Origin of the sequence: Orenia marismortui DSM 5156, from assembly GCF_000379025.1 — a bacterium.
In the GTDB taxonomy this organism is placed as follows: domain Bacteria; phylum Bacillota; class Halanaerobiia; order Halobacteroidales; family Halobacteroidaceae; genus Orenia; species Orenia marismortui.
The window spans coordinates 121,537-145,583 of record NZ_KB900622.1 but is presented as its reverse complement, the minus strand read 5'-3'; the positions used below and the strand labels follow the sequence as shown (position 1 = coordinate 145,583).

Annotated in this window: 27 protein-coding genes; 22 read left to right on the top strand and 5 right to left on the bottom strand. The window is 31.7% G+C overall.

The window, feature by feature from the left end; translation table 11 throughout:
• Positions 1-112: 112 nt before the first annotated feature.
• The 13 genes from fapR (at position 113) to OREMA_RS0112840 (ending at position 12,423) form a co-directional block, all read left to right on the top strand.
• Positions 113-691, top strand: a complete 579-nt coding sequence (gene fapR / locus OREMA_RS0112900; RefSeq protein ID WP_018249682.1) for a transcription factor FapR — start codon at positions 113-115, stop codon at positions 689-691.
• Positions 692-696: 5 nt separating this feature from the next.
• Complete coding sequence (gene plsX, locus OREMA_RS0112895) at positions 697-1,698, top strand: phosphate acyltransferase PlsX (RefSeq protein ID WP_018249681.1); 1,002 nt, start codon at positions 697-699, stop codon at positions 1,696-1,698.
• 2 nt (positions 1,699-1,700) lie between these two features.
• Entirely contained in the window at positions 1,701-2,696 is a 996-nt protein-coding gene (locus OREMA_RS0112890; RefSeq protein WP_018249680.1) for a beta-ketoacyl-ACP synthase III, read from the top strand.
• A 30-nt stretch (positions 2,697-2,726) separates the two neighbouring features.
• On the top strand, positions 2,727-3,677 hold the full coding sequence (gene fabK / locus OREMA_RS0112885; protein WP_018249679.1) for an enoyl-[acyl-carrier-protein] reductase FabK: 951 nt from the start codon (positions 2,727-2,729) through the stop codon (positions 3,675-3,677).
• Positions 3,678-3,710: 33 nt separating this feature from the next.
• Complete coding sequence (gene fabD / locus OREMA_RS0112880) at positions 3,711-4,640, top strand: ACP S-malonyltransferase (RefSeq protein ID WP_018249678.1); 930 nt, start codon at positions 3,711-3,713, stop codon at positions 4,638-4,640.
• Between the two features lie 65 nt (positions 4,641-4,705).
• On the top strand, positions 4,706-5,455 hold the full coding sequence (fabG, locus tag OREMA_RS0112875; RefSeq protein ID WP_018249677.1) for a 3-oxoacyl-[acyl-carrier-protein] reductase: 750 nt from the start codon (positions 4,706-4,708) through the stop codon (positions 5,453-5,455).
• Positions 5,456-5,629: 174 nt separating this feature from the next.
• Positions 5,630-5,860 carry an acyl carrier protein gene (locus OREMA_RS0112870; protein WP_018249676.1) on the top strand — a complete coding sequence of 77 codons (231 nt, stop codon included), beginning with the start codon at positions 5,630-5,632 and terminating at the stop codon, positions 5,858-5,860.
• Positions 5,861-6,007: 147 nt separating this feature from the next.
• Complete coding sequence (locus OREMA_RS0112865) at positions 6,008-6,979, top strand: NAD(P)H-dependent flavin oxidoreductase (protein WP_018249675.1); 972 nt, start codon at positions 6,008-6,010, stop codon at positions 6,977-6,979.
• Positions 6,972-8,216, top strand: a complete 1,245-nt coding sequence (gene fabF, locus OREMA_RS0112860) for a beta-ketoacyl-ACP synthase II (protein ID WP_018249674.1) — start codon at positions 6,972-6,974, stop codon at positions 8,214-8,216. The genes OREMA_RS0112865 and fabF overlap by 8 nt, the downstream gene beginning before the upstream one ends.
• A 16-nt stretch (positions 8,217-8,232) precedes the next feature.
• Positions 8,233-8,928 (top strand): ribonuclease III, encoded by a 696-nt coding sequence (gene rnc / locus OREMA_RS0112855; RefSeq protein ID WP_018249673.1) that lies wholly within the window; start codon positions 8,233-8,235, stop codon positions 8,926-8,928.
• 305 nt (positions 8,929-9,233) lie between these two features.
• Positions 9,234-10,472: a hypothetical protein gene (locus OREMA_RS0112850; protein ID WP_018249672.1), complete on the top strand. Its 1,239-nt coding sequence runs from the start codon at positions 9,234-9,236 to the stop codon at positions 10,470-10,472.
• Positions 10,473-10,541: 69 nt separating this feature from the next.
• Complete coding sequence (locus OREMA_RS0112845) at positions 10,542-11,774, top strand: BaiN/RdsA family NAD(P)/FAD-dependent oxidoreductase (protein ID WP_018249671.1); 1,233 nt, start codon at positions 10,542-10,544, stop codon at positions 11,772-11,774.
• A 130-nt stretch (positions 11,775-11,904) separates the two neighbouring features.
• On the top strand, positions 11,905-12,423 hold the full coding sequence (locus OREMA_RS0112840; RefSeq protein ID WP_018249670.1) for a hypothetical protein: 519 nt from the start codon (positions 11,905-11,907) through the stop codon (positions 12,421-12,423).
• A gap of 155 nt (positions 12,424-12,578) precedes the next feature.
• Here OREMA_RS0112840 and OREMA_RS0112835 read toward each other — a convergent pair whose 3' ends face one another.
• The 4 genes from OREMA_RS0112835 to iorA are packed head-to-tail and all read right to left on the bottom strand — an operon-like array spanning position 12,579 to position 16,687.
• Positions 12,579-13,004 (bottom strand): hypothetical protein, encoded by a 426-nt coding sequence (locus tag OREMA_RS0112835; RefSeq protein ID WP_018249669.1) that lies wholly within the window; start codon positions 13,002-13,004, stop codon positions 12,579-12,581.
• A gap of 33 nt (positions 13,005-13,037) precedes the next feature.
• Entirely contained in the window at positions 13,038-14,336 is a 1,299-nt protein-coding gene (locus tag OREMA_RS0112830) for a phenylacetate--CoA ligase family protein (RefSeq protein WP_018249668.1), read from the bottom strand.
• A gap of 40 nt (positions 14,337-14,376) precedes the next feature.
• Positions 14,377-14,943: an indolepyruvate oxidoreductase subunit beta gene (locus tag OREMA_RS0112825; RefSeq protein ID WP_018249667.1), complete on the bottom strand. Its 567-nt coding sequence runs from the start codon at positions 14,941-14,943 to the stop codon at positions 14,377-14,379.
• A 1-nt stretch (position 14,944) separates the two neighbouring features.
• Positions 14,945-16,687, bottom strand: coding sequence for an indolepyruvate ferredoxin oxidoreductase subunit alpha (gene iorA / locus OREMA_RS0112820; protein WP_018249666.1), 1,743 nt, complete (start codon positions 16,685-16,687; stop codon positions 14,945-14,947).
• Positions 16,688-16,967: 280 nt separating this feature from the next.
• Here iorA and OREMA_RS0112815 point away from each other — a divergent pair, with 280 nt between their 5' ends.
• The 3 genes from OREMA_RS0112815 to OREMA_RS0112805 all read left to right on the top strand — a co-directional run bounded on the left by OREMA_RS0112815 (position 16,968) and on the right by OREMA_RS0112805 (position 18,519).
• On the top strand, positions 16,968-17,156 hold the full coding sequence (locus OREMA_RS0112815; RefSeq protein ID WP_018249665.1) for a hypothetical protein: 189 nt from the start codon (positions 16,968-16,970) through the stop codon (positions 17,154-17,156).
• Between the two features lie 141 nt (positions 17,157-17,297).
• Positions 17,298-18,239, top strand: a complete 942-nt coding sequence (locus tag OREMA_RS0112810) for an alpha/beta hydrolase (RefSeq protein WP_018249664.1) — start codon at positions 17,298-17,300, stop codon at positions 18,237-18,239.
• Complete coding sequence (locus OREMA_RS0112805; RefSeq protein WP_018249663.1) at positions 18,232-18,519, top strand: hypothetical protein; 288 nt, start codon at positions 18,232-18,234, stop codon at positions 18,517-18,519. Before OREMA_RS0112810 ends, OREMA_RS0112805 begins: the two co-directional genes overlap by 8 nt.
• Before the next feature lie 43 nt (positions 18,520-18,562).
• Here the strand turns inward: OREMA_RS0112805 and msrA are convergent, their stop codons facing one another.
• On the bottom strand, positions 18,563-19,033 hold the full coding sequence (gene msrA, locus OREMA_RS0112800; RefSeq protein ID WP_018249662.1) for a peptide-methionine (S)-S-oxide reductase MsrA: 471 nt from the start codon (positions 19,031-19,033) through the stop codon (positions 18,563-18,565).
• Between the two features lie 364 nt (positions 19,034-19,397).
• Here msrA and OREMA_RS18460 point away from each other — a divergent pair, with 364 nt between their 5' ends.
• The 6 genes from OREMA_RS18460 to OREMA_RS0112770 all read left to right on the top strand — a co-directional run bounded on the left by OREMA_RS18460 (position 19,398) and on the right by OREMA_RS0112770 (position 23,976).
• Positions 19,398-19,751, top strand: a complete 354-nt coding sequence (locus tag OREMA_RS18460; protein ID WP_018249661.1) for a putative signal transducing protein — start codon at positions 19,398-19,400, stop codon at positions 19,749-19,751.
• 94 nt (positions 19,752-19,845) lie between these two features.
• On the top strand, positions 19,846-20,523 hold the full coding sequence (locus OREMA_RS0112790; RefSeq protein WP_018249660.1) for a hypothetical protein: 678 nt from the start codon (positions 19,846-19,848) through the stop codon (positions 20,521-20,523).
• Positions 20,524-20,817: 294 nt separating this feature from the next.
• A complete protein-coding gene (locus OREMA_RS0112785; RefSeq protein WP_018249659.1) occupies positions 20,818-21,597 on the top strand; it encodes a class I SAM-dependent methyltransferase in 780 nt (259 codons plus the stop codon).
• 26 nt (positions 21,598-21,623) lie between these two features.
• Positions 21,624-22,283, top strand: coding sequence for an HAD family hydrolase (locus OREMA_RS0112780; protein ID WP_018249658.1), 660 nt, complete (start codon positions 21,624-21,626; stop codon positions 22,281-22,283).
• 103 nt (positions 22,284-22,386) lie between these two features.
• A complete protein-coding gene (gene trhA, locus OREMA_RS0112775) occupies positions 22,387-23,022 on the top strand; it encodes a PAQR family membrane homeostasis protein TrhA (protein ID WP_018249657.1) in 636 nt (211 codons plus the stop codon).
• Positions 23,023-23,274: 252 nt separating this feature from the next.
• Entirely contained in the window at positions 23,275-23,976 is a 702-nt protein-coding gene (locus OREMA_RS0112770; RefSeq protein WP_018249656.1) for a YjjG family noncanonical pyrimidine nucleotidase, read from the top strand.
• Positions 23,977-24,047: the final 71 nt, after the last annotated feature.

Sequence of the window (24,047 nt, the reverse complement as noted above, 5' to 3'; positions counted from 1 at the left end):
TGTTTATTACTTAAATAAATGCTTGCAATAAGTGAAAAAGTTATATATAATAACTACTGAAGTGAAATTAGTAGCAGGTCTTAAAATGAGATTTTAATAGGTGGTAAAAAAGATGAAAAAGTTAACCAAAGCTGAACGTCAAAAAGAATTAGAAGATCGACTAGATGAGGACCCTTTTTTGATTGATCGAGAGTTAGCTGATTTATTTAATGTAAGTATTCAAACTATTCGATTGGATAGAATGGAACTAGGGATTCCTGAAGTCAGAGAAAGGATTAAGGCTGTTGCTAAGCAGGCTAATTCTAAGGTTAAGTCAGTGCAAAGAGAAGAGATTATTGGTGAATTGGTTGATATTCAACTTAATGAGACTGGAATATCTATTTTAGAAGCTAGTGATGACCTTGTTTTAGAAAAGACTAAGATTGTTAGAGGACATCATATTTTTGCCCAGGCTAACTCTTTGGCTGTGGCTATTATTGATGCTGATGTTGCTTTGACAGGTTCGGCTGAGGTTAGATACAATAGACCAGTATACATAAACGAAAGATTAGTAGCAAAAGCAAAAGTTAATAAAATAATAGAGAATAGATTTTATGTAAAGGTAGAAACTAAGATTAATGGGGAAACTGTCTTTAATGGAGAATTCATAATCTTTTCTGTTGGAGATAACCTGATGAATAAGGAGGGTTAAGTCCGTTGAAGATTATTGTTGATGCCATGGGGGGAGATAATGCTCCTTATGAGATTGTAAAAGGGGCTATTGAAGCCAGCAATGAGTTTGATGTAAATCTTGTGTTGGTAGGGATTGAAGAAAAAATTAAAAGTGAACTTTCTAAGTATGAATATTCTCAAGATATGATAGAGGTTATTCATGCATCTGAAGTGATTGGAATGAATGAATCCCCGGCAAGAGCATTAAGAAAAAAGAAAGACTCTTCTATTGTGGTAGGAAGTAAAATGGTGAAAGAAGGTATGGGAGATGCCTTTGTATCAGCTGGAAGTACAGGAGCGGTAATGGCAAGCAGTTTGCTGAAAATTGGTAGGATCAAAGGAATTAAAAGGCCTGCAATTGCTACAGTATTTCCAACTTTAAAAGAGGAAACTTTAGTTTTGGATGTAGGTGCTAATGTTGATAGTAAGCCAGAACATCTAATTCAACATGCTTTAATGGCTAAGATTTATGCTGAAAATCTTTTGGATAAGTCTAATCCGAAACTAGGGTTATTAAGTATAGGTGAAGAAGAGAAAAAAGGAAATGAGCTAACCCAAGAAGTACATAAGATATTGAAAAAGATGGAGAATATAAATTTCATAGGAAATATTGAAGGTCGTGATATATTTACTGGTGAATGTGATATTGTTTTAACTGATGGTTTTGTAGGGAATGTAGTTTTAAAAACTACTGAAGGATTAGCTTCTGCTCTATTTAAGATTATCAAAAGGGAGATTAAAGCTAGTTTATTAGGTAAAATTGGAGGTTTTTTATTAAAACCAGCTTTTAAAAGAGTAGCTAAAAAGATGGATTATACTGAATATGGAGGAGCTCCACTGCTAGGAGTAGATGGCGTAAGTATAATTAGTCATGGAAGTTCAAATGCTAAGGCTATAAGAAATGCTATAAAAAATGCTAAAAAGTCAGTAGATGCAGACTTAATAAATTTAATTAAAGCTAATATCGACGGAGGGACTGGTCAGTAACTATGAAACAAGAACTGAGAAGGGCTAAGATAGCAGGAGTTGGTTCCTTTGCTCCTGAAAATACTTTGACAAATTATGATTTAGAAGAGATGGTAGATACTAGTGATGAATGGATTACAACTAGAACAGGAATTAAAGAGAGAAGAGTTGCTAAAGAGGATGTAACTACTTCAGATTTAGCTTATGAGGCTAGTAAAAGAGCTTTAAAGCATGCAGGTTTAAAAGCAGAAGACTTAGATTTAATTTTGGTTGCAACAGCAACACCAGACCATATAGCTTTTCCTTCAACAGCTTGTATATTACAAGATAAATTGGGGGTAAAAGGGATTCCAGCTTTTGATTTGGCTGCTGCTTGTTCAGGCTTTGTATATGGTATTTCAGTAGCTACACAGTATATTGAAACTGGTGCTTATGATAATATTTTAGTGGTAGGAGCAGAAACATTATCTAAGATTATTAATTGGGAGGATAGAGGTACCTGTGTTTTATTTGGTGATGGCGCTGGTGCTGCTGTATTGTCTCCTACTCAGTCTGGAGGAATTTTATCTAATACTATTGGAGCGGATGGTTCACAAAATGACGTTCTAATAGTTAGAGGAGGAGGATCTAAACAACCATTCTCTCAACAGATTATTGATGAAGGATTACATTATGTTGAAATGGAAGGTAGTCCAGTATTTAAATTTGCAGTTAGAATCTTAGGTAAAGCAGCAAAAGAAGCATTAAAATTAGCTGGTCTAGAAAGAGATGATATTGATTACTTGATTCCTCACCAAGCTAATATTAGAATTGTTGATGCTGCTGCTAAGAGGTTGAAATTAAATAAAGATCAAATATATGTTAATTTAGATAAGTACGGAAATACTTCTGCTGCTTCTATACCATTAGCTTTGGATGAAGCTGTTAGATCAGGCAAGATAACAAGTGGTGATATTGTCGTTTTAGTCGGATTTGGAGCTGGATTAACTTGGGGGGCAAGTGTTATAGAGTGGAGTTAATGTTGAGTGGTTTTAAAGGGAGGAATTAAGATGCTAAAGACTGAATTATGTGAATTGCTTAATATAGATCATCCTATTATTCAAGGGGGAATGGCTTGGATTGCTACAGGAGAATTAGCTGCAGCAGTTTCACAAGCTGGAGGATTAGGAATTATTGGAGCAGGTAATGCTCCTGCAGATATTGTAAGAGAAGAGATACATAAGGTTAAGAAGACTACTGATAAACCTTTTGGGGTCAATGTGATGTTGTTATCACCTTATGTAGATGAAGTTATGGAAGTTGTTATTGAGGAAAAAGTTCCTGTAGTTACTACTGGAGCAGGTAATCCTGGAAAGTACATAGAAGGATTAAAAGAAGTTGGAACTAAAATAATTCCAGTTGTACCTTCTGTTGCGTTGGCTAAAAGGATGGCTAGGCTGGGTGTAGATGCTATAATTGCAGAAGGAACTGAAGCTGGAGGACATATTGGAGAGTTAACAACTATGCCTTTAATTCCTCAAATTTCAAATGCTGTTGATATTCCTGTTATTGCAGCTGGTGGAATAGCTGATGGTTATGGTTTAGCGGCTGTCTTATCTTTAGGTGCTGTTGGAGCTCAAGTAGGTACTAGATTCATCTGTGCTAAGGAGTGCACTGTTCATGATAATTATAAAGAAGCAATTATTAATGCCAAAGATAGAGATGCAATTGTAACCGCTCGTTCAACTGGTCATCCAGTTAGAAATTTAAAGAATAAGTTAACTCGTCAGATCTTAAAGATGGAACGGAAAGGTATGCCTAAAGAAGAGATTGAAGAGTTAGGAATTGGTAGCTTAAGAAAGGCAGTTGTTGATGGAGATGTTAAAGAAGGTACTGTTATGGCTGGTCAAGTAGCTGCAATGGTATCTAAGATAGAACCTGCTGAAGATATAATTCTGGATCTTATCAATGGTGCAGAAGAAGTATTTAGATCTAATTGTGAATTAATGGTTACAAATTAATTAATATTATAAGTAGACTAAGGAGGAAGTAAAATGGGTAAAGTAGCATTTATCTTTCCAGGTCAAGGATCCCAGAAAGTAGGAATGGGGTTTGATTTAGCAGAAGAATTTTCTGCTGTAAAAGAAATTTTTGAAGAGGCTGATAATTCAATTGATATAGATGTTTCTAAGTTATGTTTTGAAGGTCCAGAAGAAGATTTAAAGAAAACTGCTAACACACAACCAGCAATTCTAGCAACTAGTATAGCAATTTATAGATTATTGCTTGAAAAAGGAATTGAACCTGATGTAGTTGCTGGACATAGTTTGGGAGAGTATTCTGCACTAGTAGCTGGAGGAGTATTGGATTTTCCGGATGCTATTAAATTAGTTAGAAAGCGTGGGCAATTGATGACAGAAGCTGATCCTTCTGGTAAAGGTACTATGGCAGCTATTATTGGATTAACTGCTGATGAGGTAGAAAAAGTATGTGAAGAAGGTGGCCAATATGGTGTAGTAGAACCAGCTAACTTTAATTGTCCAGGTCAAGTTGTTATCTCTGGTGAAAAGGAGGCTGTAACTAAAGCAGCAGACTTAGCCAAAGATGCTGGAGCTAAAAAAGCTATAGTGTTAAATGTAAGTGGTCCTTTCCATTCGAGTTTAATGAAATCTGCTGGTGATAAATTGGCTAAAGAATTAGAAGAAGTTAATTTCAATGATGCTAAAATACCAGTTGTAACAAATATAAATGCTAAATTCACTACTCAAGCAGAAGAATTTAGCAATGCTTTAATTAAACAAATTAGTGGTTCTGTTCGTTGGGAAGAATCAATTAAAGCCATGATTGAAGATGGTGTAGATACTTTTATTGAAGTTGGTCCAGGTAGAGTATTAAAAGGTTTTATGAGAAGAATTGATCGTAGTGTAACTGCTTTAAACATTGAAGATTTGCGTTCGTTAAATAAGATATTAAAAAAATTATAATTTAGGTTTATAAAATATAATTACTTTGGAAAAATATCATTGAAGTTAATATGAGGGGTGAAATAATGAGATTAGAAGGTAAAGTTGCTCTTGTGACAGGTAGTTCTCGAGGTATTGGTAAAGCTATTGCACTTAAATTGGCTCAAGAGGGTGCTAAGATAGTTATTAATTATCCTTTTGAAGGGGAAGCTCAAAATGCTGAAAAAGTGGTAAAAGAAATTGAATCAATTGGAAGTAAAGCAATTGCTATTGAAGCTGATGTTACAGATATGAAGCAGGTTAAAGCTATGGTAAAAGAGACTAAAGCTGAATTTGATAGTATTGATATTTTGGTTAATAATGCAGGTATTACTCGTGATACACTATTAATGAGAATGAAAGAAAGTGATTGGGATTCTGTATTGACAGTTAATCTAAAAGGTGCATTTAATGCAACTAAAGCTGTAACTAGAACAATGATGAAGCAAAGAAGTGGTAGAATAATTAATATTTCATCAGTTGTTGGTCTAATGGGTAATCCTGGCCAAGCTAATTATTCAGCTTCTAAAGCAGGGTTAATAGGATTTACTAAATCTGTAGCTAAAGAATTAGCTACGAGAGGAATAACTGTTAATGCTATTGCTCCAGGATTTATTGAAACAGCTATGACTGATGAGTTGGCTGATAAGGTAGTAGAGGAGATGATTGCTGCCATTCCAATGAAAGCTTTTGGTCAACCAGAAGATATTGCAAATACAGCAATCTTCTTAGCTAGTGATGAAGCTAGATATATTACTGGTGAAGTTATTAGAGTTGATGGTGGGATGGTAATGTAAGTTCAATTTAGAATTGATAATGTACAATTTACAGTTAAGTAATTATAGTCAAAGTTAATAGATGATAAATAAACTTGAGGATAGATCTATTTAACTTTATGATTTTGAACTTGTTTTTAATTGTTAACTATCAATTGTACATTGTAAATTATTACTTGAAGGGAGGTGAAAGATATGGACGTTTTTGAAACAGTAAAAGAGATTGTTGTTGCAGAATTAGGTGTAGATGCTGATGAGGTGACTCTTGAGGCTTCATTTATTGATGATTTAGGAGCTGATTCTTTAGATATTGTAGAGGTTGTTATGGCATTTGAAGAGGAATTTGATATTGAAATTCCTGATGAAGATGCTGAAGATATTGAAACAGTACAAGATGCTGTAGATTATATTGAGAACGCTCTATAATCATTGTTTCACCCAATTTTATGTCCCCGTTTATATTATTATTAATATGGACGGGGCTTTAATCAAGTCAATTAATTTTGTAAATTGCTAAAGATTTAGCTAGTTATAAAATTAATAGGGCTAATATTTAAAGATGGGGGAATAAATTTGAAATTAAACAAGTTAAAAATAGGAAAATTAATTGCTAAAGTTCCAATTATACAAGGTGGTATGGCTGTTAGAGTATCTACTGCCCCTTTAGCTGCGGCCGTAGCAAATGAAGGCGCTATTGGATTAATAGCTGGTTCAGGTCTTAAAGTTGAAGAATTAAAGGCTGAAATTAGAAAAGCAAGAGAATTATCCAAAGGTATTATTGGAGTAAATATAATGGTTGCTGTACAAGAATTCAAAGAATTGGTTAATGCTGCTATAAGTGAAGGGATTGATCTGATTGTAGCTGGAGCTGGATTTTCTCGGGACTTATTTACATTAGGTAAAGAGAGTGGTACAGAAGTAGTTCCTATTGTATCTTCAGTAAAGTTAGCTAAAATTTCTGAAAAGATGGGAGCTTCTGCTATTATTGTTGAAGGTAAAGAAGCAGGCGGACATCTAGGAACTGATAAAGCAATGAAACCTTTAGTTGAGAAAATTGTTAAAGCTGTAAAAATACCTGTTATTGCAGCTGGTGGAATTATTAATGGTAAGGATATAGCAGAAATTATAAAATTGGGTGCTGATGGAGTACAGATGGGATCAAGATTTGTTGCTAGTGAAGAGTGTGAAGTAGATGATAGCTTTAAGCAACTTTACATAAATGCTAAACAAGAAGATAGTGTATTAATTAATAGTCCAGTTGGATTACCAGGTAGAGCTTTAAAAAATGATTTTTATAATAGATTAGAAAATGAAGAAGTTACAACAGGTAAAAGTTGTGATTATTTATGTTTAAAGAAATGCTCACATAGTTTTTGTATTATGAAATCTCTAATAAAAGCTCAAGAAGGAAATATGGAAGAAGGGCTTGTTTTTGCAGGTGAGAAAGCTCATTTGATTGAAAAAGTACTACCTGTCAAGGATATAATTACTAATTTAGTAAGTGAAGCTAGAAAGTATCTGGGAGGGGAAAGTGAAGATGAGTAATCGTGTTGTAGTAACTGGAATGGGAGTTGTATCTCCTGTAGGTATAGGTTTAGATGATTATTGGAAATCTTTATTAGAAGGAAAGTCAGGTATTGATACTATTACTCATTTTGATGCTAGTGAGTATAAGACTCAAATAGCTGGTGAAGTTAAAGATTTTAAAGCTAAAGATTTTGATATCGATCGTAAAGAGGCAAAAAGAATGGATCGCTATTCTCAATTTGCTGTGGTTGGAGCTAAGATGGCAGTTGAAGATGCAGGATTAGATATTAATGAAGAAAATGCTGATAGAATAGGAACTATAATTGGTTCTGGTATTGGTGGGATTGAGACTTTAGAGCAGCAACATAAAAGACTGTTAAAAAGAGGACCAAATAGAGTAACTCCTTTTTTAATTCCGATGATGATTGCTAATATGGCTGCAGGTCAGGTTTCTATTTATACAGGAGCTAAAGGACCAAATACATCAGTAGTAACAGCATGTGCTAGTGGAACTCATGCTATAGGTGATGCTTTTGAAATTATTAAGCGTGGAGATGCAGATGTGATGATTGCAGGAGGTTCTGAAGCGGCAATTACTCCAGTATCCTTTGCAGGATTCTGTTCAATGAAAGCAATGAGTACAAATAATGACAATCCTCAAGGAGCTAGTCGACCTTTTGATGCTGAACGTGATGGCTTTGTTATGGGGGAAGGTTCAGGAGTGTTAATTTTAGAATCATTAGAAAGTGCCAAAGCTAGAGGAGCTAAGATTTATGCAGAATTAGTAGGTTATGGATCATCTGCTGATGCTCATCATATTACTGCCCCAGCTCCAGGAGGTATAGGAGCAGCTCGAGCAATTAAAATGGCTATTGATAAAGCAGATCTAGCACCTGATGAAATGGACTATATTAATGCCCATGGAACTTCTACACCTGCTAATGATAAATTAGAGACTGCAGCTATAAAGAATGTATTTGGAGAACATGCTAAGAATATAGCAATTAGTTCTACAAAATCAATGACTGGACATTTATTAGGAGCTGCAGGAGGAGTTGAGGCAATTGCTTCGATATTAGCTATAAAAAATAATATAGTACCTCCAACAATGAATTATCAGAATGAAGATCCAGAATGTGATCTTGATTATGTACCAAATGAAGCTAGAGAGAGAGAAGTGAAGGTGGCATTATCTAACTCTTTAGGATTTGGTGGACATAATGCTACTGTGGTATTTAAAGAATATAATGCTTAATTAGGATGTGGGTAATGTGATAGCTGATATAAAAAGCTTAGAAGAATTGCAACAACAAATTCAAATTTTCTTTAATGATATCGATCTATTAGAGAGAGCTATTACTCATAAGTCTTTTGCTAATGAAAATAGACATTTGGGATTGAAAGATAATGAAAGATTAGAATTCTTAGGAGATTCAGTGCAGGATTTAGTGGTTAGTGAATATATGATTTTAGAATATCCTGATCATCCAGAGGGTGAATTAGCTAAGATAAGGTCTGTTGTTGTTAGTGCTCCTGTATTAGCTGAAAAAGCTAAAGAGATTAATTTGGGTAAATATTTGTTATTAGGTAAAGGTGAAGAGATGACAGGTGGTAGAAAAAGAGATTCTATTTTGGCTGATGCTTTTGAAGCACTTGTTGGAAGTATCTATTTAGATCAAGGTCTAGAAGTTATTAAGGACTTTATTTTGAAATTATTAATTCCTGATATTAAAAAGGTTGAAAAAGGCGAACATATTCAAGATTATAAGACATTATTACAAGAAATAATTCAGAAGAACTCTAATGCAAGGCCAGAATATGAAGTTATTAAAGAAGAAGGCCCTGATCATAATAAACAATTTACTATTCAGGTTAATTTTGAAGAAGAAGTTTTAGGAGTAGGTACAGGAAGTAGTAAGAAAGAAGCACAACAAAAAGCGGCTAGAAATGCTATTGATAAAGTATAGATAGTAGCTCGTATTACGAGCTACTTTTTATTTTATATGCTATATTTCAAGTTGGTGTATTTAATTGTTTTGTTATATAATTAACTAGAAAATTAATGTTTTAAGTATATAGTTTTTAGACTATACTCAAAGTTAAGTAACTATCTTATAATATTCTCTAATTTTTTGATTAATTTATTTAAGTTATTATTAGGATAGGTAAGGCGATAGTTTAATAATAAGTGATATATGACTAGCCATCAAATTACTTATTACTTACGACTAATGTCTATAGTTTAAGATTTATTCTTATTGGAGGTGTGAGAATGCATTTTATTTTTGATTATTGGAAACGGATTATAATAACAGCAGTAATCAGTTTATTAATTGCTTTTGCACTAATTATTGTTCCTGACAACTGGCTTTATGATATGAGTGGTGTTAGTTATGGAGAAGAGGAAAGAGTAGAAAGATTCTATTCTGGAACAGTAACAGAAGATTTGTCTATTATTATGGCTGGTTCTATTGAAGATAATAAAGCTTATATTCTAAAGGCTAATTCTAAAGGAAAAAAAGAATGGGATAGATCTTTTAGCAGTGCAGGAAAAATTAAATTCAACTCAGTTATAGGTTCTTCAGATGGTGGATTTGTATTAGTAGGGGAAAAATCTAATAGCAAAAATGATAAAGGTGATGCATACATATTAAAAGTAGATTTTCAAGGAAAGAAAGAATGGGCAAAGAAATTTGGTGAAAAATATAAAGACTCTTTTTATTCAGTTAAAGAAGTATCAACAGGTGGGTTTATCTTAGCGGGAGGTATTAGAGTTCCTGCAGACGATGATAATTTTAATCAGCAGGCTTATGTAGTAAGAGTAGATTCTAAAGGAAATGTTAAGTGGTCTAAAATCTTTGGGGGAGAATATTATGACCAATTTAATAATGTTAAGGAAACTCCAGATGGAGGGTTTATTTTAGTTGGGCATTATGAGGAGGCATATCTTGAAAAAAGTGGCTATCTAGTAAAGCTTGATTCAGAAGGTAAACAGGAGTGGACTAAGAAAATTAAAGAAAAAGATTATAATATTAAGTTTAATTCTGTATTAGTAAAGAATAATAATGAATTTATTATTGTTGGGGAAGCTAAGTCTAGTGATAATAAGCCTTATGCTGGCTATATACTAAACATCAATCAAGTTGGTACTAAGCAATGGAGCAGATATTATCATAGTGAAGAGGATTTATATACTTTTACTGATATAGTTTCAATTGATAATCAAAATGCTTTAATGATATCGGGATATGAATCAATTCCTGTTGGTATGGAAGCAAAAGAATATAGGCATACAGCTTTTGTACTAAAAGTCGAGAATGATGGAAAAGAGTTATGGTCAAAGACCTTCAGAGGTTCATATAGAGATGGAAGATTTAATTCTATCAATAAGACTAGAGATGGTGATTTTATATTAGTAGGTTGGATTCAAGATTATAGCGAAATAGATGGATACTTATTAAAGGTTGATTCTGAGGGTAAAGAGATAAAACTTAAAAGAGATCAGAAATAAGTATCTTTTCTTATTTTAAATAGATAAAAGTTAAATCAATAACAGTAAATTATTTAGGAGTGGATAAATTTGACATATGACTTAATTGTAGTAGGAGGTGGACCTGCTGGAATGATGGCAGCAGGTACTGCAGCAAATAGAGGTAAAAAGGTGTTATTAATAGAGAAGAATGCTCAAGTAGGTAAGAAAATATTAATCACTGGTAAAGGAAGATGCAATTTAACTAATGATTGTCAAGTAGAAGATATAATTGATAATTTCCCTAACACTGGAAAGTTTCTATATAGTTCTTTATATTCTTTTTCAAATTGGCAATTAAGAGATTTTTTTAAACAGTTAGGTGTTGAGACTAAGGTAGAGCGTGGTAATAGAGTCTTTCCTGTGAGTGATTCAGCTCGAGATATAGTTGAAGCATTAAAGAATTTTATGGAGAGTGCAGGAGTAGAAATTAAATTAAATACTGCAATACAAGAGATTATTACTGAGGATAAAAAAGTAGTAGGGGTTAGATCTAGAGATGGTGAAGTATATTCAGCCAATAATGTATTAGTAGCAGTAGGAGGAAAAGCTTATCCTACGACAGGTTCTTCTGGTGATGGTTATGGGATGGCTAAAAGTTTAGGACATAATCTTATTAAAGCAAAGCCATCATTGGTTCCATTGAAGGTTAAAGAAGAGTGGTTTAAGGAATTGCAAGGATTAAATTTAAAGAATATCACAGTTTCTTTAGTAATAGATGGTAAAAAGAAGAAGGAAGAATTTGGGGAGATGTTGTTTACTCATTTTGGAGTAAGTGGTCCTATTATTTTAACATTGAGTCGAGATGTATTAGATTATTTAGGTAAACATCAGATAAAACTTGCTATTAATTTAAAACCAGCCTTATCTTATGAGCAACTTGATAATAGGTTACAACGTGACTTTGAAAAATATTCTAGAAAGCAGTTTAAAAATAGTTTAATAGATTTATTGCCAAGTAAAATTATTCCGGTAATTGTTAATTTGTTATCTATTCCTGAAGATAAATTTGTTCATCAAATTACTACAGAAGAAAGAGAAGAGATAATTTCCTTATTGACTAATTTGGAAATGACTATCATAGGAACAATGGGCTTTAGACAGGCTATTGTTACTTCTGGTGGAATAGATACCGATGAAATAAATCCAAGTACCATGGAATCTAAGATTATTGATAGCCTTTATTTTGCTGGTGAAGTTATTGATGTTGATGCTTATACTGGTGGTTATAATTTACAAGGTGCTTTTTCTATGGGATATGTAGTAGGAAATAATATTTATTAAATATTATTTCTAGGATTGTAAATAATTTAAAATGATAGCTATTAGATATAAAAATCATATAATTTAGGTTATATCCCCTCTTTTTAAACATATTATTATACTAGAAAGATGAAGTTTAGGAGGGGGTAATATGTCTAGGCGATTCTCTATTATTTTAAGAAATTGTGTAGAGTTTATTGAAAGATTGATTTTGATAATAATTGTTGGTGGCTTTGTTATGTTAGTTGCTGCCCAATTAATTTTAAGCAATCCAAAGTTAAAGGATAGTTTAATTGCTAGAATTCCAAAAGTAAATAGTATATTGACTTTTGGACAAAGTAAAGATTTTCAAGAACCAGCTAAGGCAGTATTTTCAACTAAGCAAGACCGAGATTATTTAGTAATAGCACTACAAAATAAATCTGTAGAGAATAACGCAAAATTAATGATGAATGGTCAAATAATATCGGATTTTAGCCGTGGTTATGTCAAGGTTGATATAGATGAAGGAGATTACTTAGCAATAGATACTCGTGGGGTGGAAGAAGGGTTGTGGTTTGAGATAACTGGTATGTCTACATCTATCTCTAGTTTTAGAATGGGACAACAATTTTGGGTTAGAAATGGTCTTAAGTCATTGGGGAAGGTAGAGGGTATAAATAAATTTTAAGAGGAATAATTAATTTTGACAAGATTTTTATCTTGTCTTTTGTTTTTATATGATAGATTTATATAGTTTAGTTATACGAAATAGTGATAAAGTAATTAGTAACAAGTGACAAGTAACTAATAAAAAACTAAAAACTTGTCACTCGCTATTTATTATTAAGAATTATATAATTCACAGGCTTTTAATATTGCCATTTTATTTTTTTCCAAAATGGTAATAGTTCCATTTAAATTTTCAGTTCTAAGTACCACAAAGGCTTCTTCTCCTATAGAGAAAGCATACATATATTCAATACTAATTCCTGCTGTAGATAATATTTTTAGTGCTTTGGCTAAAGAACCAGCTTTATTGGGAGTACAGAGGCAGATGACATCAGTTAAATTAACAGAGAAATTATGTTCTTTTAAAATTTCTAATCCTTTTTGAGGATCAGAGACTACCATTCTAATTATTCCGAATTCAGAAGTTTCAGCAATACTTAAAGCTGAGAGGTTGATTTCGGCATTGCCTAGAATTTCAGTTAATTCTGTTAATCTTCCTGATCGATTCTCTAAAAATACCGATAGCTGTTTAATAATCACTGTTATACTCCTTTCAAATATAAGATTTTTTATTTATAATGATCTTTTATCAATAACTCGTTTGGCTTTACCTTCACTTCTTTTTATAGTTTTAGGTTCAACTAATTTTACTTTAGCATTAATATTTAAAGTGCTATATAAGTTATGTTCTATTTTCTTAGTTAAAATCTCTAATTTTCTAATCTCATCAGAGAAGAATTGATCTTGAACTTCTACTAAGACTTCAAGTACATCAAGATTATTTATTCTATCAATGATTAGTTGATAATGTGGTGTTGTTTCACTCATCTCTAGTAATACACTTTCAATCTGTGATGGGAAGACATTAACTCCTCTAATAATTAACATATCATCACTTCGTCCTGTACATTTATTCATTCTAACTAAAGTTCTACCACATTCACATTTTTCATAATTAATTTCAGTCAAATCTCTTGTTCTATAGCGAAGTAGGGGTAATCCTTCTTTTGTAACTGTAGTAAAGACTAACTCGCCTTTTTCTCCAGCAGGAAGTGTTTTGAGAGTTGCTGGATTGATGATTTCTGGAATGAAATGATCTTCATTAATATGTAGACCTGTTTGATATTCACATTCACAAGCAACTCCTGGTCCAATAACTTCACTTAGACCATAAATATCAACTGTTCTTAGATTTAATTTTTCTTCGATCTCTTCTCTCATCTTTTCTGTCCAAGGCTCAGCTCCAAGTATAGCTATTTTTAAATTTAGTTCTTTTGGACTTAAACCTATTTCTTCTATTGCCTCAGATAAGTAGAGGGAATAAGAAGGGGTACAGGCGATGACAGTACTCCCAAAGTCTTGCATTATTTGGATTTGTTTTTTAGTGTTTCCACCAGAGATTGGAATTACAGTAGCTCCAATCTTTTCGCTACCATAATGTAATCCAAGGCCTCCAGTAAAGAGTCCATAGCCATAAGCAACCTGAATAAAATCATTCTTCTTAACTCCTGCTGAATAGAGAGTTCTAGCAACAACTTCTGACCAAGTAGATAGATCTCTTCTAGTATATCCAACAACTGTGGGTTTACCAGTTGTTCCAGAAGAAGCATGGACTCTGACAATTTCACTCAGTGGTACAGTAAATAATCCATAGGGATAATTATCTCTCAAGTCCTGTTTAGTTGTGAAGGGAAGTTTATTTAGATCACTTATTCCATTAATATCATTAGGCATTAGGTTTAAGTTTTGCATCTTCTTTCTATAAAAAGGAACATTATGATAAACCCGTTCTACTGTCTCTATCAACTTTTTTCCCTGCCACTTTCTCATTTCTGCTCTAGACATACATTCAAATTTTTCATTCCATATCATTAGAGAAATTAGCTCCTTTCGTTGTAATCTAATTTTAAATCTAAGCTAGGTTATATCCTAATTCAAAGGCCCTTAAATTTACTGTTAAGAATTTTTGGGGAACAATTTCAGTGATAGCTTCAAGCCATTCTTTTTTAGAGATTTTAGTTTGTTGTGCCATAATTCCAATTAGAACTACATTAACAGTTTTAATGTTATTTACAGATATCGCCATATTTAAGGCATCAACTGAAATAAGATTGATATTTGATGATTCTAATTTGGTGATTAGATCTTTGGGGTAGTCTTTTTGACCAGTAATAACTGGCATTGGATCTATCTTCTGAGTATTAACTATTAATGTTCCACCTGCTTTTAAGTAGGAAGCATATCGTGCTCCTTCTAACATTTCAAAGGCTAGAACTATATCAGCAGTACCTTTTTCTACAATAGGAGAGTATACTTTATCATCAAATTTAACATATGAGACAACACTACCACCCCGTTGTGACATACCATGTATTTCTGATACTTTAACATCTTTTCCAGTATTTTGGGCTAATCTCCCGATAATCTTGGAGGCAAGCAATGCTCCTTGACCACCAACTGCTGCGATAACTATATTCATTCTAGATCTCTCCTTTCTTAATAGCATTGAAGTGGCACATTTTACTGCAAAGTCCACAGCCTACACAAAGGGCTGGATTAATTTTAATCTGTTCATTATCTAAGAAAATAGCAGGGCAGCCAATATCTAAGCAGGCTTTACAGGCTTTACATAAATCTTGGTCTATAGTTAAGGGAGTTTTAATTGTTTTTATCCTTTTGTGTAAAACACAAGGCCTTTTAGTTATAATTAAAGATACTTCTTCAGCAGCTGTTTCTTCTAGAACGATCTCTTCTAATTTATTAATATTATGGGCATCTACAGTTTGGATGCGGTTAATTCCTATTGATTTACCTAACTCTTCAAAGTTGATCTGTGGTGCAATATTTCCTTTAATATTATAGCCGGTAGAAGGATTATCTTGGTGACCAGTCATTGCTGTTATTGAATTATCTAATATTATAACTGTAGTATTACCTTGGTTGTAGACAAGATCGACTAAGCCAGTAATACCAGAATGCCAGAAGGTTGAATCTCCAATAACTGCTAGCGATTTTTTAGCAAAGTCCTTTCCTTGGGCTTTTTCAAATCCAAAAGCCATGCCTATACTAGCTCCCATACATATGGAAGTATCCATTGCATTTAATGGAGGAAAGGCTCCTAAAGTATAGCATCCTATATCTCCTGAAACATGAAGCTTTAGTTTCTTTAATACATAAAATACTCCACGATGATGACAGCCTGGGCATAAAACTGGTGGCCTTTTAGGTAGGGTGTTTTCTAGGTCTAAGTTGATCACTTCTTTATTAGTATTAAAAATAGCTTTTCTAATCTTTTCTGTACTTAATTCTCCAATGCTTGGAATAACTTCCTTACCTATTACCTCTAATCCCCAAGATTTAATCTTTTCTTCAAAAATAGGTTCCAATTCTTCTATTACATAGACTTGTTTACAGTTGTTAATAAATTCCTTGATTTTCTTTTTGGGTAAAGGGTGAGTTATCCCTAGTTTTAAGAAGGAAGCTTCTGGGGAGATTTCTTTGTTATATTGATAAGCGATACCATTGGTGATAATTCCAAGCTTTGAATCTTTATATTCAATTTGATTAAGTTCACTTTCCTCAGCGAATTCTTTAAGCTTACTAAGTCGGTCTTCAGCTACAAATCTCCTTTTTCTAGCTACAGCTGGAGCTACTATATATTTATTAGGATTTTGATCATAATCTTTTACTTTGATGTCCATTCTCTCTTCTAACTCTACAATACTTTGAGAATGGGCAATTCGAGTAGTTATTCTAACAATAACAGGTGTATCAAACTTTTCACTAATTTCAAAGGCTTCTTTAACAAAGTTTTTACATTCTTGACTATCTGATGGTTCCAAAACAGGAACTTTAGCAAAAATTCCATAATATCTTGTGTCCTGTTCATTTTGTGAACTGTGCTGTCCAGGATCATCTGCTACAGCTATAACAAGTCCAGCATTAACCCCAGGATAAGATACAGACATAAGTGCGTCAGCAGCTACATTTAAACCGACATGTTTCATTGAAACTAATGTTCTTGCTCCTGCAATAGAAGATCCTATTCCTATTTCCAAAGATACTTTTTCATTGACAGACCATTCTGTATTGATTTCATCGTATTTGGCTACATGCTCAGTGATTTCAGTACTTGGAGTTCCAGGATAAGCTGTGGCAACTGTTGCCCCTGCTTCATAGGCACCTCTTGCAATTGCTTCATTTCCAAGCATAAGTTTTTTCATAATCTACTCTACTCCTCTCTACAATTTAATATTTAATATAACTGATAGTAGTTCAATATCTAGTTTGAAGTTAGTTATATTAAAACAAAGAATGTATATCTAATTATATTATTGCTATTATAACATATTTTTAATCTTTTTCCAAAGTTATATATATGATTGTTATTTATGAAACCAAAGGAAATAATATCTAAATAAACGAATATCACAAATTGAAATCCATATAATATAATAAATTGGGCTGTATTGGATAGAATTAGATATGGGGAAGGTGAAAAATGTGAATATAGAAGATAAAAAAGATGCAATTAAGATGCTGATGACTACTGCTAATGAAGACTTAAATATTTCTTTTTTGGAATTCATTGATTTGGCTAAAGAATTAGCTGAAGAGTATATAGCAAAAGAGAAGGTAGAGATTTATCAAGAGGTTAGTCCTGGTTTGTATAGAAAAACTTTAAGACTATAGATTTGTTACTTGATTATATAATCTTTATATATTAATATTTACATAGAGGAAGTAGAATTGTAATTAGGTCTAGTTTTAGGAAATATTTAGATTTTTTACAGTAGGATTAAGTTTAATTTTTCGATAGTGCTGGAGGAGAGTATGAAGAATAAATTTAAATTTACGGAAAAAGATAATCAAAAAATTTTTGTTTATAATTGGTTAGCAAAAGAAGTAGATATAAGAGGTATAGTTCAAATAGCACATGGTATGGCTGAACATGCAGCAAGATATGAAGAATTTGCTTCTACTCTAGTTAATAATGGGTATATAGTTTATGCCAATGATCATCGAGGTCATGGGAAAACAGTAAGTAAGAGAGAGAATTTAGGTTATTTTGCAGAAGAAGAGGGCTGGAAATTAGTAGTTGAAGATTTTCACCAGCTAACTAATATAATAAAAAAGAAGTATCCGAACTATCCAATTTTTATCTTGGGACATAGTATAGGATCATTAATTGTTAGAAATTACATAAGTAAATATGGTAGAGAGGTTAATGGAGTTATATTATCGGGGACCTTAAGTAAGCAAGGCTTATTAGGAGAATTAGGAATTTTAATTGCTCTGTTAGAGAAGTGGCTTAGAGGAGCTAAGAATAAAAAGTCAATATTAAATAAATTAGTTTTTATGGGATATAACAAGGCCTTTAATAATCCCAGAACTCCTTATGATTGGTTAAGCAGAGATAATAATCAAGTAGACCAATATATTAATGACCCTCTTTGTGGACAAGATTGTACATCTGCTTTCTTTCACGACTTGTTAAGTCTTAGTAAGGAGGTTAATCAGTTCAAAAATGTTCAAAAAATCCCCAAAGATCTACCTATTTATTTGATATCAGGTAGTAAAGACCCAGTAGGAGATAATAAAAAAGGGATACTAGAGATATATAATTCTTATCTAAAAGCTGGAATAGAGGATATAGAATATAAGTTTTATCCTGGTGGGAGGCATGAAATTTTAAATGAAATTAATAAAGAAGAGGTATTTGAGGATATTATTAATTGGTTAGATAATCATAACAGAGGTGTAAAAGATGAATGAAGAAGAGAAAAGAAAATGGGAGCAAATAAAAGCTAGAGGTAAACTACATTATATTTTAATTCATGGTATTTTGGGATGGGGACTTATTACAGCACTAGCATATCTCTTCTTTACTTTCATAATGAAATATGGATTTGATTTATCACTTTTAATTTCAAATGACTTTTTGCAGGAGCTAGCAATTTCATTAATTGTATTTCCCATAGTAGGAGTTTTACAGAGTTTATTTGCTTGGAATAAGAAAGAAAGAATATATTTAGAAGAGAGAAAAAAAGAATAGTTATAATGTTGGGGTATAAAAAGGGGAGTTAAAACTCCTCTTTTTATATCCTACAACTACTTTTTCCTCTTTTTGCTAAGTATTTTTGGTGATATTCTTCGGCAGGATAGAAGTTAGTAGCACTTATTATTTCTGTAACTATAGGGTCTTTATATTTGTTGCTATTTTCTAAAACTTCTTTTGATTTAATAGCGCTTTCTTTTTGTATTTGATTATGATAAAAGATAGCTGACCTATATTGTGTTCCTAGATCTGCCCCTTGACGATTTAAAGTAGTAGGATTATGATTCTGCCAAAAAATATCTAATAATTTGTCATAAGATACTTTACTTGGATTAAAATTTATTTCTATTGCTTCAGCATGTCCTGTTGTATCTGTACATACCTCTTTATAAGTGGGATTTTCTGTTTCTCCACCAATATAGCCTACAGTAGTAGAGATAACACCATCTATTTTATCGAATAAAGCTTGTACTCCCCAGAAACAACCAGCTGCAAAAGTTGCTTTTTCCATTTGATCAACCCCTTTTTGATATTAATAATTCTTTTCAACTATTATATAATCTTCTTTTCTTGAAAGCAATACTATTCTTAAATAAAGAGACAATTATTAGTTTATAGATATTATTATTAATATCTTATATAATATTTATGTGAATAGTAAAGTTGAATAGTGACAAGTAACAAGTTAACCTGTTACTTAGTACTGTTTGCTAAAGATTTATATTCACTAACGATTATTATATATTAAAGGTTAATTAACACAAAATATTACAATAATAAACCTTAGAAGATAATTAAAAAGTAGCTTAAGAATTAAACATTAGTTGGATTAGCCAAAAATCAATTCTTTAATCTATCAAAAAGGAGTGAACAATATGCCGTGGTGTCCAAATTGTGGTTTAGAATATAGAGAGGGATTTGAAGTATGTAGTGATTGTGACCTTAAGTTAGTTGATAAATTAACTAAAAAGAAATTAGAGGAGAATAAAGAAGAGCAAGAAGGACCTTTTACTTTTTTAGGTACCTTCAATGAAACAGATGCTTATTTTATAGAATCACTTTTAAAATCCTATGGAATAGCAGTATTAAAGAAGTATAAAGAAATGGGAGGTTATTTAGTTGTTTATATGGGAAGTACTGCATTTGGAATTGAGTTACATGTGCCGGAAAGTCAATTAGAAAAAGCTCAAGAACTTATAAATAGTATTCCTGTTAATGAGGATGAGTAGTCTATTTAACATAGTTATACTGATGTAAGCTTAAAACTAAATTAAAAGATATAATTAATCAAAACTATTAATTAGAAAGGATAGGCAATTTGTTATGATAATAAAGAAAGTTAAATATGTACTATCTATACTTATTTCTTTAATTTTAATTTTAATATTAACTTTACTAGGCTGTAGTAAGAAAATTGATAATTCTAAGATTAAAAATAAAGTGGATAAAACAAATGAAAAAATAACAAGTAATTATCTCCAAAGCTTTTTTCCAAGTAAAGAAGGTATGGTATTTAATTTTAAGGGGACAGGGCTTGAGTTTGCTAGTTTTATTAGACAAATTGTGCATAAAGAGGATAATTTTGTGCAAATTCATGACAATAATGGAGGTACAATAGTAGCAAGTGTTTATAAAATCAAAGAAAATAAGATTATTAAGGTACTTGAAAGGCCTGAGTTCTATAGTCATAGCAGTTTGATTTCAGAGGCTAGAAATATAGATAATAAAGAAGTAATTTTGAAAGGATCTTTGCAGGAAGGAGAAGTTTGGGAATCTGCTGGTCAAAAGAGAGAGATAGTAGAAATTATAGATAATTTAAAGGTCCCAGCAGGAAATTTCTATGATGTAATTAAGATTAAGATTACTCCTTTAGAAAAGAGTCGAAGCTATGAGTTCTATGAATACTATGCAAAAAATATAGGGTTGATTATGAAAGAGAATAGAGGAGAAGGATATAAGGTTATATCTAAGTTGTCAAGTTATGGTTTAGATTTAAATTAAGGTTTACTAGCAGGATAAGATGTATAATATACCTTTAAAATTAAATTTAAATATGTTGTTATAGATGTAACACCTTAGAGATTAGGCTTTAGGTGATTTAGAGCCTATTAGATAGAACCTAATTCCTAGCTTCTAAAAGTATCTTAGCGCAATTTAATAAATTATTAGATAGAATTTAGTATAAGGTATAAATATTATCTATGGAGGATAATAACTAAATGAAGAAGAACTTGAATTATATGAGTTTAATGGGGCTGATTAAAAGTTATAAATGGAAGGGAGATAGTAAGACTTATGCAGGAAGAAAAGAGAAAGTGGTGGGCAGAAGCTTATGATCAAATGCAGAAAGTGGGCTATGATTATCATTATATAGATTTTGAATCTGCTATAGGTGAAGTCGATTTTATGGAAGAAGTATTGGATCTAAGCTCTGAAGATAAGATATTGGATCTAGGATGTGGTAATGGCAGACATTCTATTTTATTAGCTGAATCTGGTTATGAAGTAGTTGGAATCGATTATTCAACTAAGATGCTAGAATTGGCTAAAGAAGAAGCTAAGCAGAGAGCAATTAAAGTTGATTTTCACCATCAAGATATGTTGAAACTAGATCAAAAAGAAGAATATAATGCTATAATCATTATGGATGGATCTTTTGGTATATTTAGTGATCAGGAGAATGAAGAGGTTATAGGTAGAGTTTCTAAGGCTTTGAAAAGAGGGGGAAGGTTATTATTACAAGCTCATAGTCCATATTATATTGCTATGAATCAAGGGATAAGTCATGAAATTGATGGGGACAAACGATTTATTCGAGAAACGAGTTTTGATGTCTATAAGGGTGCTGTGGTTGATAAGATAATCTGTATTAATGAGGTTACGGGAGAAGAACAGAGAATTCCTACAAGATATTATCGTGCTTATACTGTTCCAGAATTAAAAAGTATATTTGAGAAATATGGACTAAAGGAAATAGATATTTTTGGCCATAATCAAGAATTCTGTCCAACAACAAGTAAAAGTTTTAATCTAGAAGAAGATATGGTGATGTATATTACTGCTAAGAAGAAATAATTAAATTTTAAAGGTGGGTGATTCAGATGGATGAACTAAAGGGTATTATTTTTGATATGGATGGTGTAATTGTTGATAGTGAACCTATACATTATAAAGTAAATCAAATTATTTTAAAAGATATGAATATAGAGATTTCTGAAGAAGAGTATAATTCCTTTATTGGGGTTTCTAATCCAGATATGTGGTCTATAATTAAAGACAGATATGGTCTTAAAGAAAGTTTAGAGGATTTAGTAAATAAACAGAATAAGATCACATTAGAGTATTTAAGAGATAGTAATATAAATCCTATTAATGGGATAGTAAAATTATTAGAAGAATTAAAGAATAATGGTTTAAAAGTTGCTTTAGCCTCGTCATCATCAGAAAAGTTAATAGAGCTTATATTAAATAAGTTTCATATTCAGCAATATTTTATAGAAACTATTAGTGGTGAAAATTTTGCGAAAAGTAAGCCTAATCCACAAATTTTCTTTCATGCTGCTAAGAAATTAAAACTTAAAGCAGAAGAATGTGTAGTAATTGAAGATTCTAAACATGGTATAGAGGCAGCTAAAAGAGCTGATATGAAAGCTATTGGCTATAAGAATATCAATTCAGGAAATCAAGATTTATCTAAAGCTGACCTTATTGTAGAGTCAATTAGAGAAATAAACGTGGAATTAATAAAAAATTTATTCTAGTAATTGTAATCTTAGATTTCAATTTAAATATATTTTGGTCTTCTTTGAATTGAAGAGATATAATTAAATAAATTATTAAATATGAGATCATAAGGAGAAAGTAATGGATAATATAGAGAATTTCACAAAAGGTGAAGAGATAACAAATGCAATTTTGCATGGTATCGGATTGGGATTAGCTATTGCGGCTTTAGTTATTTTAGTTGTTTTTGCCAGCATTTCTGGTGATATATGGGATATTGTTAGTTTTAGTATTTATGGTGTGACTCTGGTAATTCTTTACCTATCATCAACACTATATCATAGTTTTCCACAAGGTAAAGCAAAAGATATCTTTGAAATATTTGATCATTCTGCTATTTATCTTTTAATTGCGGGGACATATACTCCATTAACTTTGATTTCTTTAAGAGGTGCATTGGGATGGAGTATTTTTGGAATTGTATGGGGAATTGCTGTAATTGGAATTATATTTAAAGTTTTCTGGGTTAAAAGATTTGTGATTTTTTCAACAATTTTATATATTCTAATGGGATGGATAATAATCTTTGCAATTAAACCTTTATTGTCTAATATGCCTAAGTCTAGTCTGATATTTCTAGTAGTTGGTGGAGGATTTTATACAGTGGGGACTATATTTTATGTTTGGCGTAAATTGAAGTATCATCATGCTATTTGGCATCTATTTGTTTTAGCAGGTAGCATATGCCATTTCTTTACTGTATTATTTTTACTATAATTGATAGCTTAATATCTAAAGTTAATATTGATCTTTAATCTTAGAATGAAATTTAAATGTGACCTTATAGAATGATAAAGCGACAGTTTCGGAGTTAGGCGTTAGGAGCTAGGACATAGAAAGATCTTACTAACTCCTATTACCTATCACCTAGCACCTAAAAGTGTCTCTTTATACCTATTAAGTTGTACTTTAGATTTGGATATATAATATAACACTATAATTAAATAATATCAATTAGGGGGATATAAAATGAAATATGATTTGGTTATCTTTGATATAGATAGAACTTTATTGGATTTTGATAAAGCTGAAGAATATGCTATAGAAGAAACAATAGGGTTCTTTAATATCAATTATAAAAAAAGTTATCATTTAGAAAATTATAAGGCGATTAATAAGAAGCTGTGGGAAGATTTTGAACAAGGACTTATTTCAGCCGAAAAATTAAAGAGTGAGAGGTTTAGGAGATTATCGGAGAAGTTAAATCTGGGTCTTGATGCTAAGCAGCTTAGTGATAAATATTTAGAGTTTTTAGCTGAAGGAGCTTTTTTTGTAGCTGGAGCATTGGAGATATTAAAAGATTTATATCCAGAACATAAATTGCTAGTTATCACTAATGGTTTATCAAAGGTGCAGCACGGAAGGATTAATAAATTAGCAATTAATGATTATTTTGAAGAGGTTATTATTTCTGAAGAGGTTGGTATTGCTAAACCAAATCCTGAACTATTTGAGTATGCTTTTACAAAGGTAGGGCATAAGGATAAAGATACAGCTATTATTATAGGAGATAGTCTTAGTTCAGATATTCAAGGTGGAGTTAATTTTGGTATTGATACTTGTTGGTTTAATCCTGATGGAAAAAGCAATAACACAGAATTAAATCCTACTTATGAAATTTCTCAATTGCATCAATTAAAAGATATATTACAGGTTAAGAAGGTTTCATAACTCAAAACTAATCTTATCATTTAGAAATTATAAAAAATAGCCCTGGAGTTCAATTCTGCTCTTATGATTTT

Bases quoted from the DNA above. Each gene is read 5' to 3' on its own strand.
- OREMA_RS0112810 (WP_018249664.1), top strand. From the start codon at position 17,298: ATGAAGAATAAATTTAAATTTACGGAAAAAGATAATCAAAAAATTTTT.
- OREMA_RS0112780 (WP_018249658.1), top strand. From the start codon at position 21,624: ATGGATGAACTAAAGGGTATTATTTTTGATATGGATGGTGTAATTGTT.
- OREMA_RS0112785 (WP_018249659.1), top strand. From the start codon at position 20,818: ATGCAGGAAGAAAAGAGAAAGTGGTGGGCAGAAGCTTATGATCAAATG.
- OREMA_RS0112890 (WP_018249680.1), top strand. From the start codon at position 1,701: ATGAAACAAGAACTGAGAAGGGCTAAGATAGCAGGAGTTGGTTCCTTT.
- fabF (WP_018249674.1), top strand. From the start codon at position 6,972: ATGAGTAATCGTGTTGTAGTAACTGGAATGGGAGTTGTATCTCCTGTA.
- OREMA_RS18460 (WP_018249661.1), top strand. From the start codon at position 19,398: ATGCCGTGGTGTCCAAATTGTGGTTTAGAATATAGAGAGGGATTTGAA.
- OREMA_RS0112805 (WP_018249663.1), top strand. From the start codon at position 18,232: ATGAATGAAGAAGAGAAAAGAAAATGGGAGCAAATAAAAGCTAGAGGT.
- trhA (WP_018249657.1), top strand. From the start codon at position 22,387: ATGGATAATATAGAGAATTTCACAAAAGGTGAAGAGATAACAAATGCA.
- fabG (WP_018249677.1), top strand. From the start codon at position 4,706: ATGAGATTAGAAGGTAAAGTTGCTCTTGTGACAGGTAGTTCTCGAGGT.
- msrA (WP_018249662.1), bottom strand. From the start codon at position 19,033: ATGGAAAAAGCAACTTTTGCAGCTGGTTGTTTCTGGGGAGTACAAGCT.
- fabD (WP_018249678.1), top strand. From the start codon at position 3,711: ATGGGTAAAGTAGCATTTATCTTTCCAGGTCAAGGATCCCAGAAAGTA.
- OREMA_RS0112840 (WP_018249670.1), top strand. From the start codon at position 11,905: ATGTCTAGGCGATTCTCTATTATTTTAAGAAATTGTGTAGAGTTTATT.
- fapR (WP_018249682.1), top strand. From the start codon at position 113: ATGAAAAAGTTAACCAAAGCTGAACGTCAAAAAGAATTAGAAGATCGA.
- OREMA_RS0112830 (WP_018249668.1), bottom strand. From the start codon at position 14,336: ATGATATGGAATGAAAAATTTGAATGTATGTCTAGAGCAGAAATGAGA.
- OREMA_RS0112770 (WP_018249656.1), top strand. From the start codon at position 23,275: ATGAAATATGATTTGGTTATCTTTGATATAGATAGAACTTTATTGGAT.
- iorA (WP_018249666.1), bottom strand. From the start codon at position 16,687: ATGAAAAAACTTATGCTTGGAAATGAAGCAATTGCAAGAGGTGCCTAT.
- OREMA_RS0112790 (WP_018249660.1), top strand. From the start codon at position 19,846: ATGATAATAAAGAAAGTTAAATATGTACTATCTATACTTATTTCTTTA.
- OREMA_RS0112870 (WP_018249676.1), top strand. From the start codon at position 5,630: ATGGACGTTTTTGAAACAGTAAAAGAGATTGTTGTTGCAGAATTAGGT.
- OREMA_RS0112850 (WP_018249672.1), top strand. From the start codon at position 9,234: ATGCATTTTATTTTTGATTATTGGAAACGGATTATAATAACAGCAGTA.
- fabK (WP_018249679.1), top strand. From the start codon at position 2,727: ATGCTAAAGACTGAATTATGTGAATTGCTTAATATAGATCATCCTATT.
- OREMA_RS0112825 (WP_018249667.1), bottom strand. From the start codon at position 14,943: ATGAATATAGTTATCGCAGCAGTTGGTGGTCAAGGAGCATTGCTTGCC.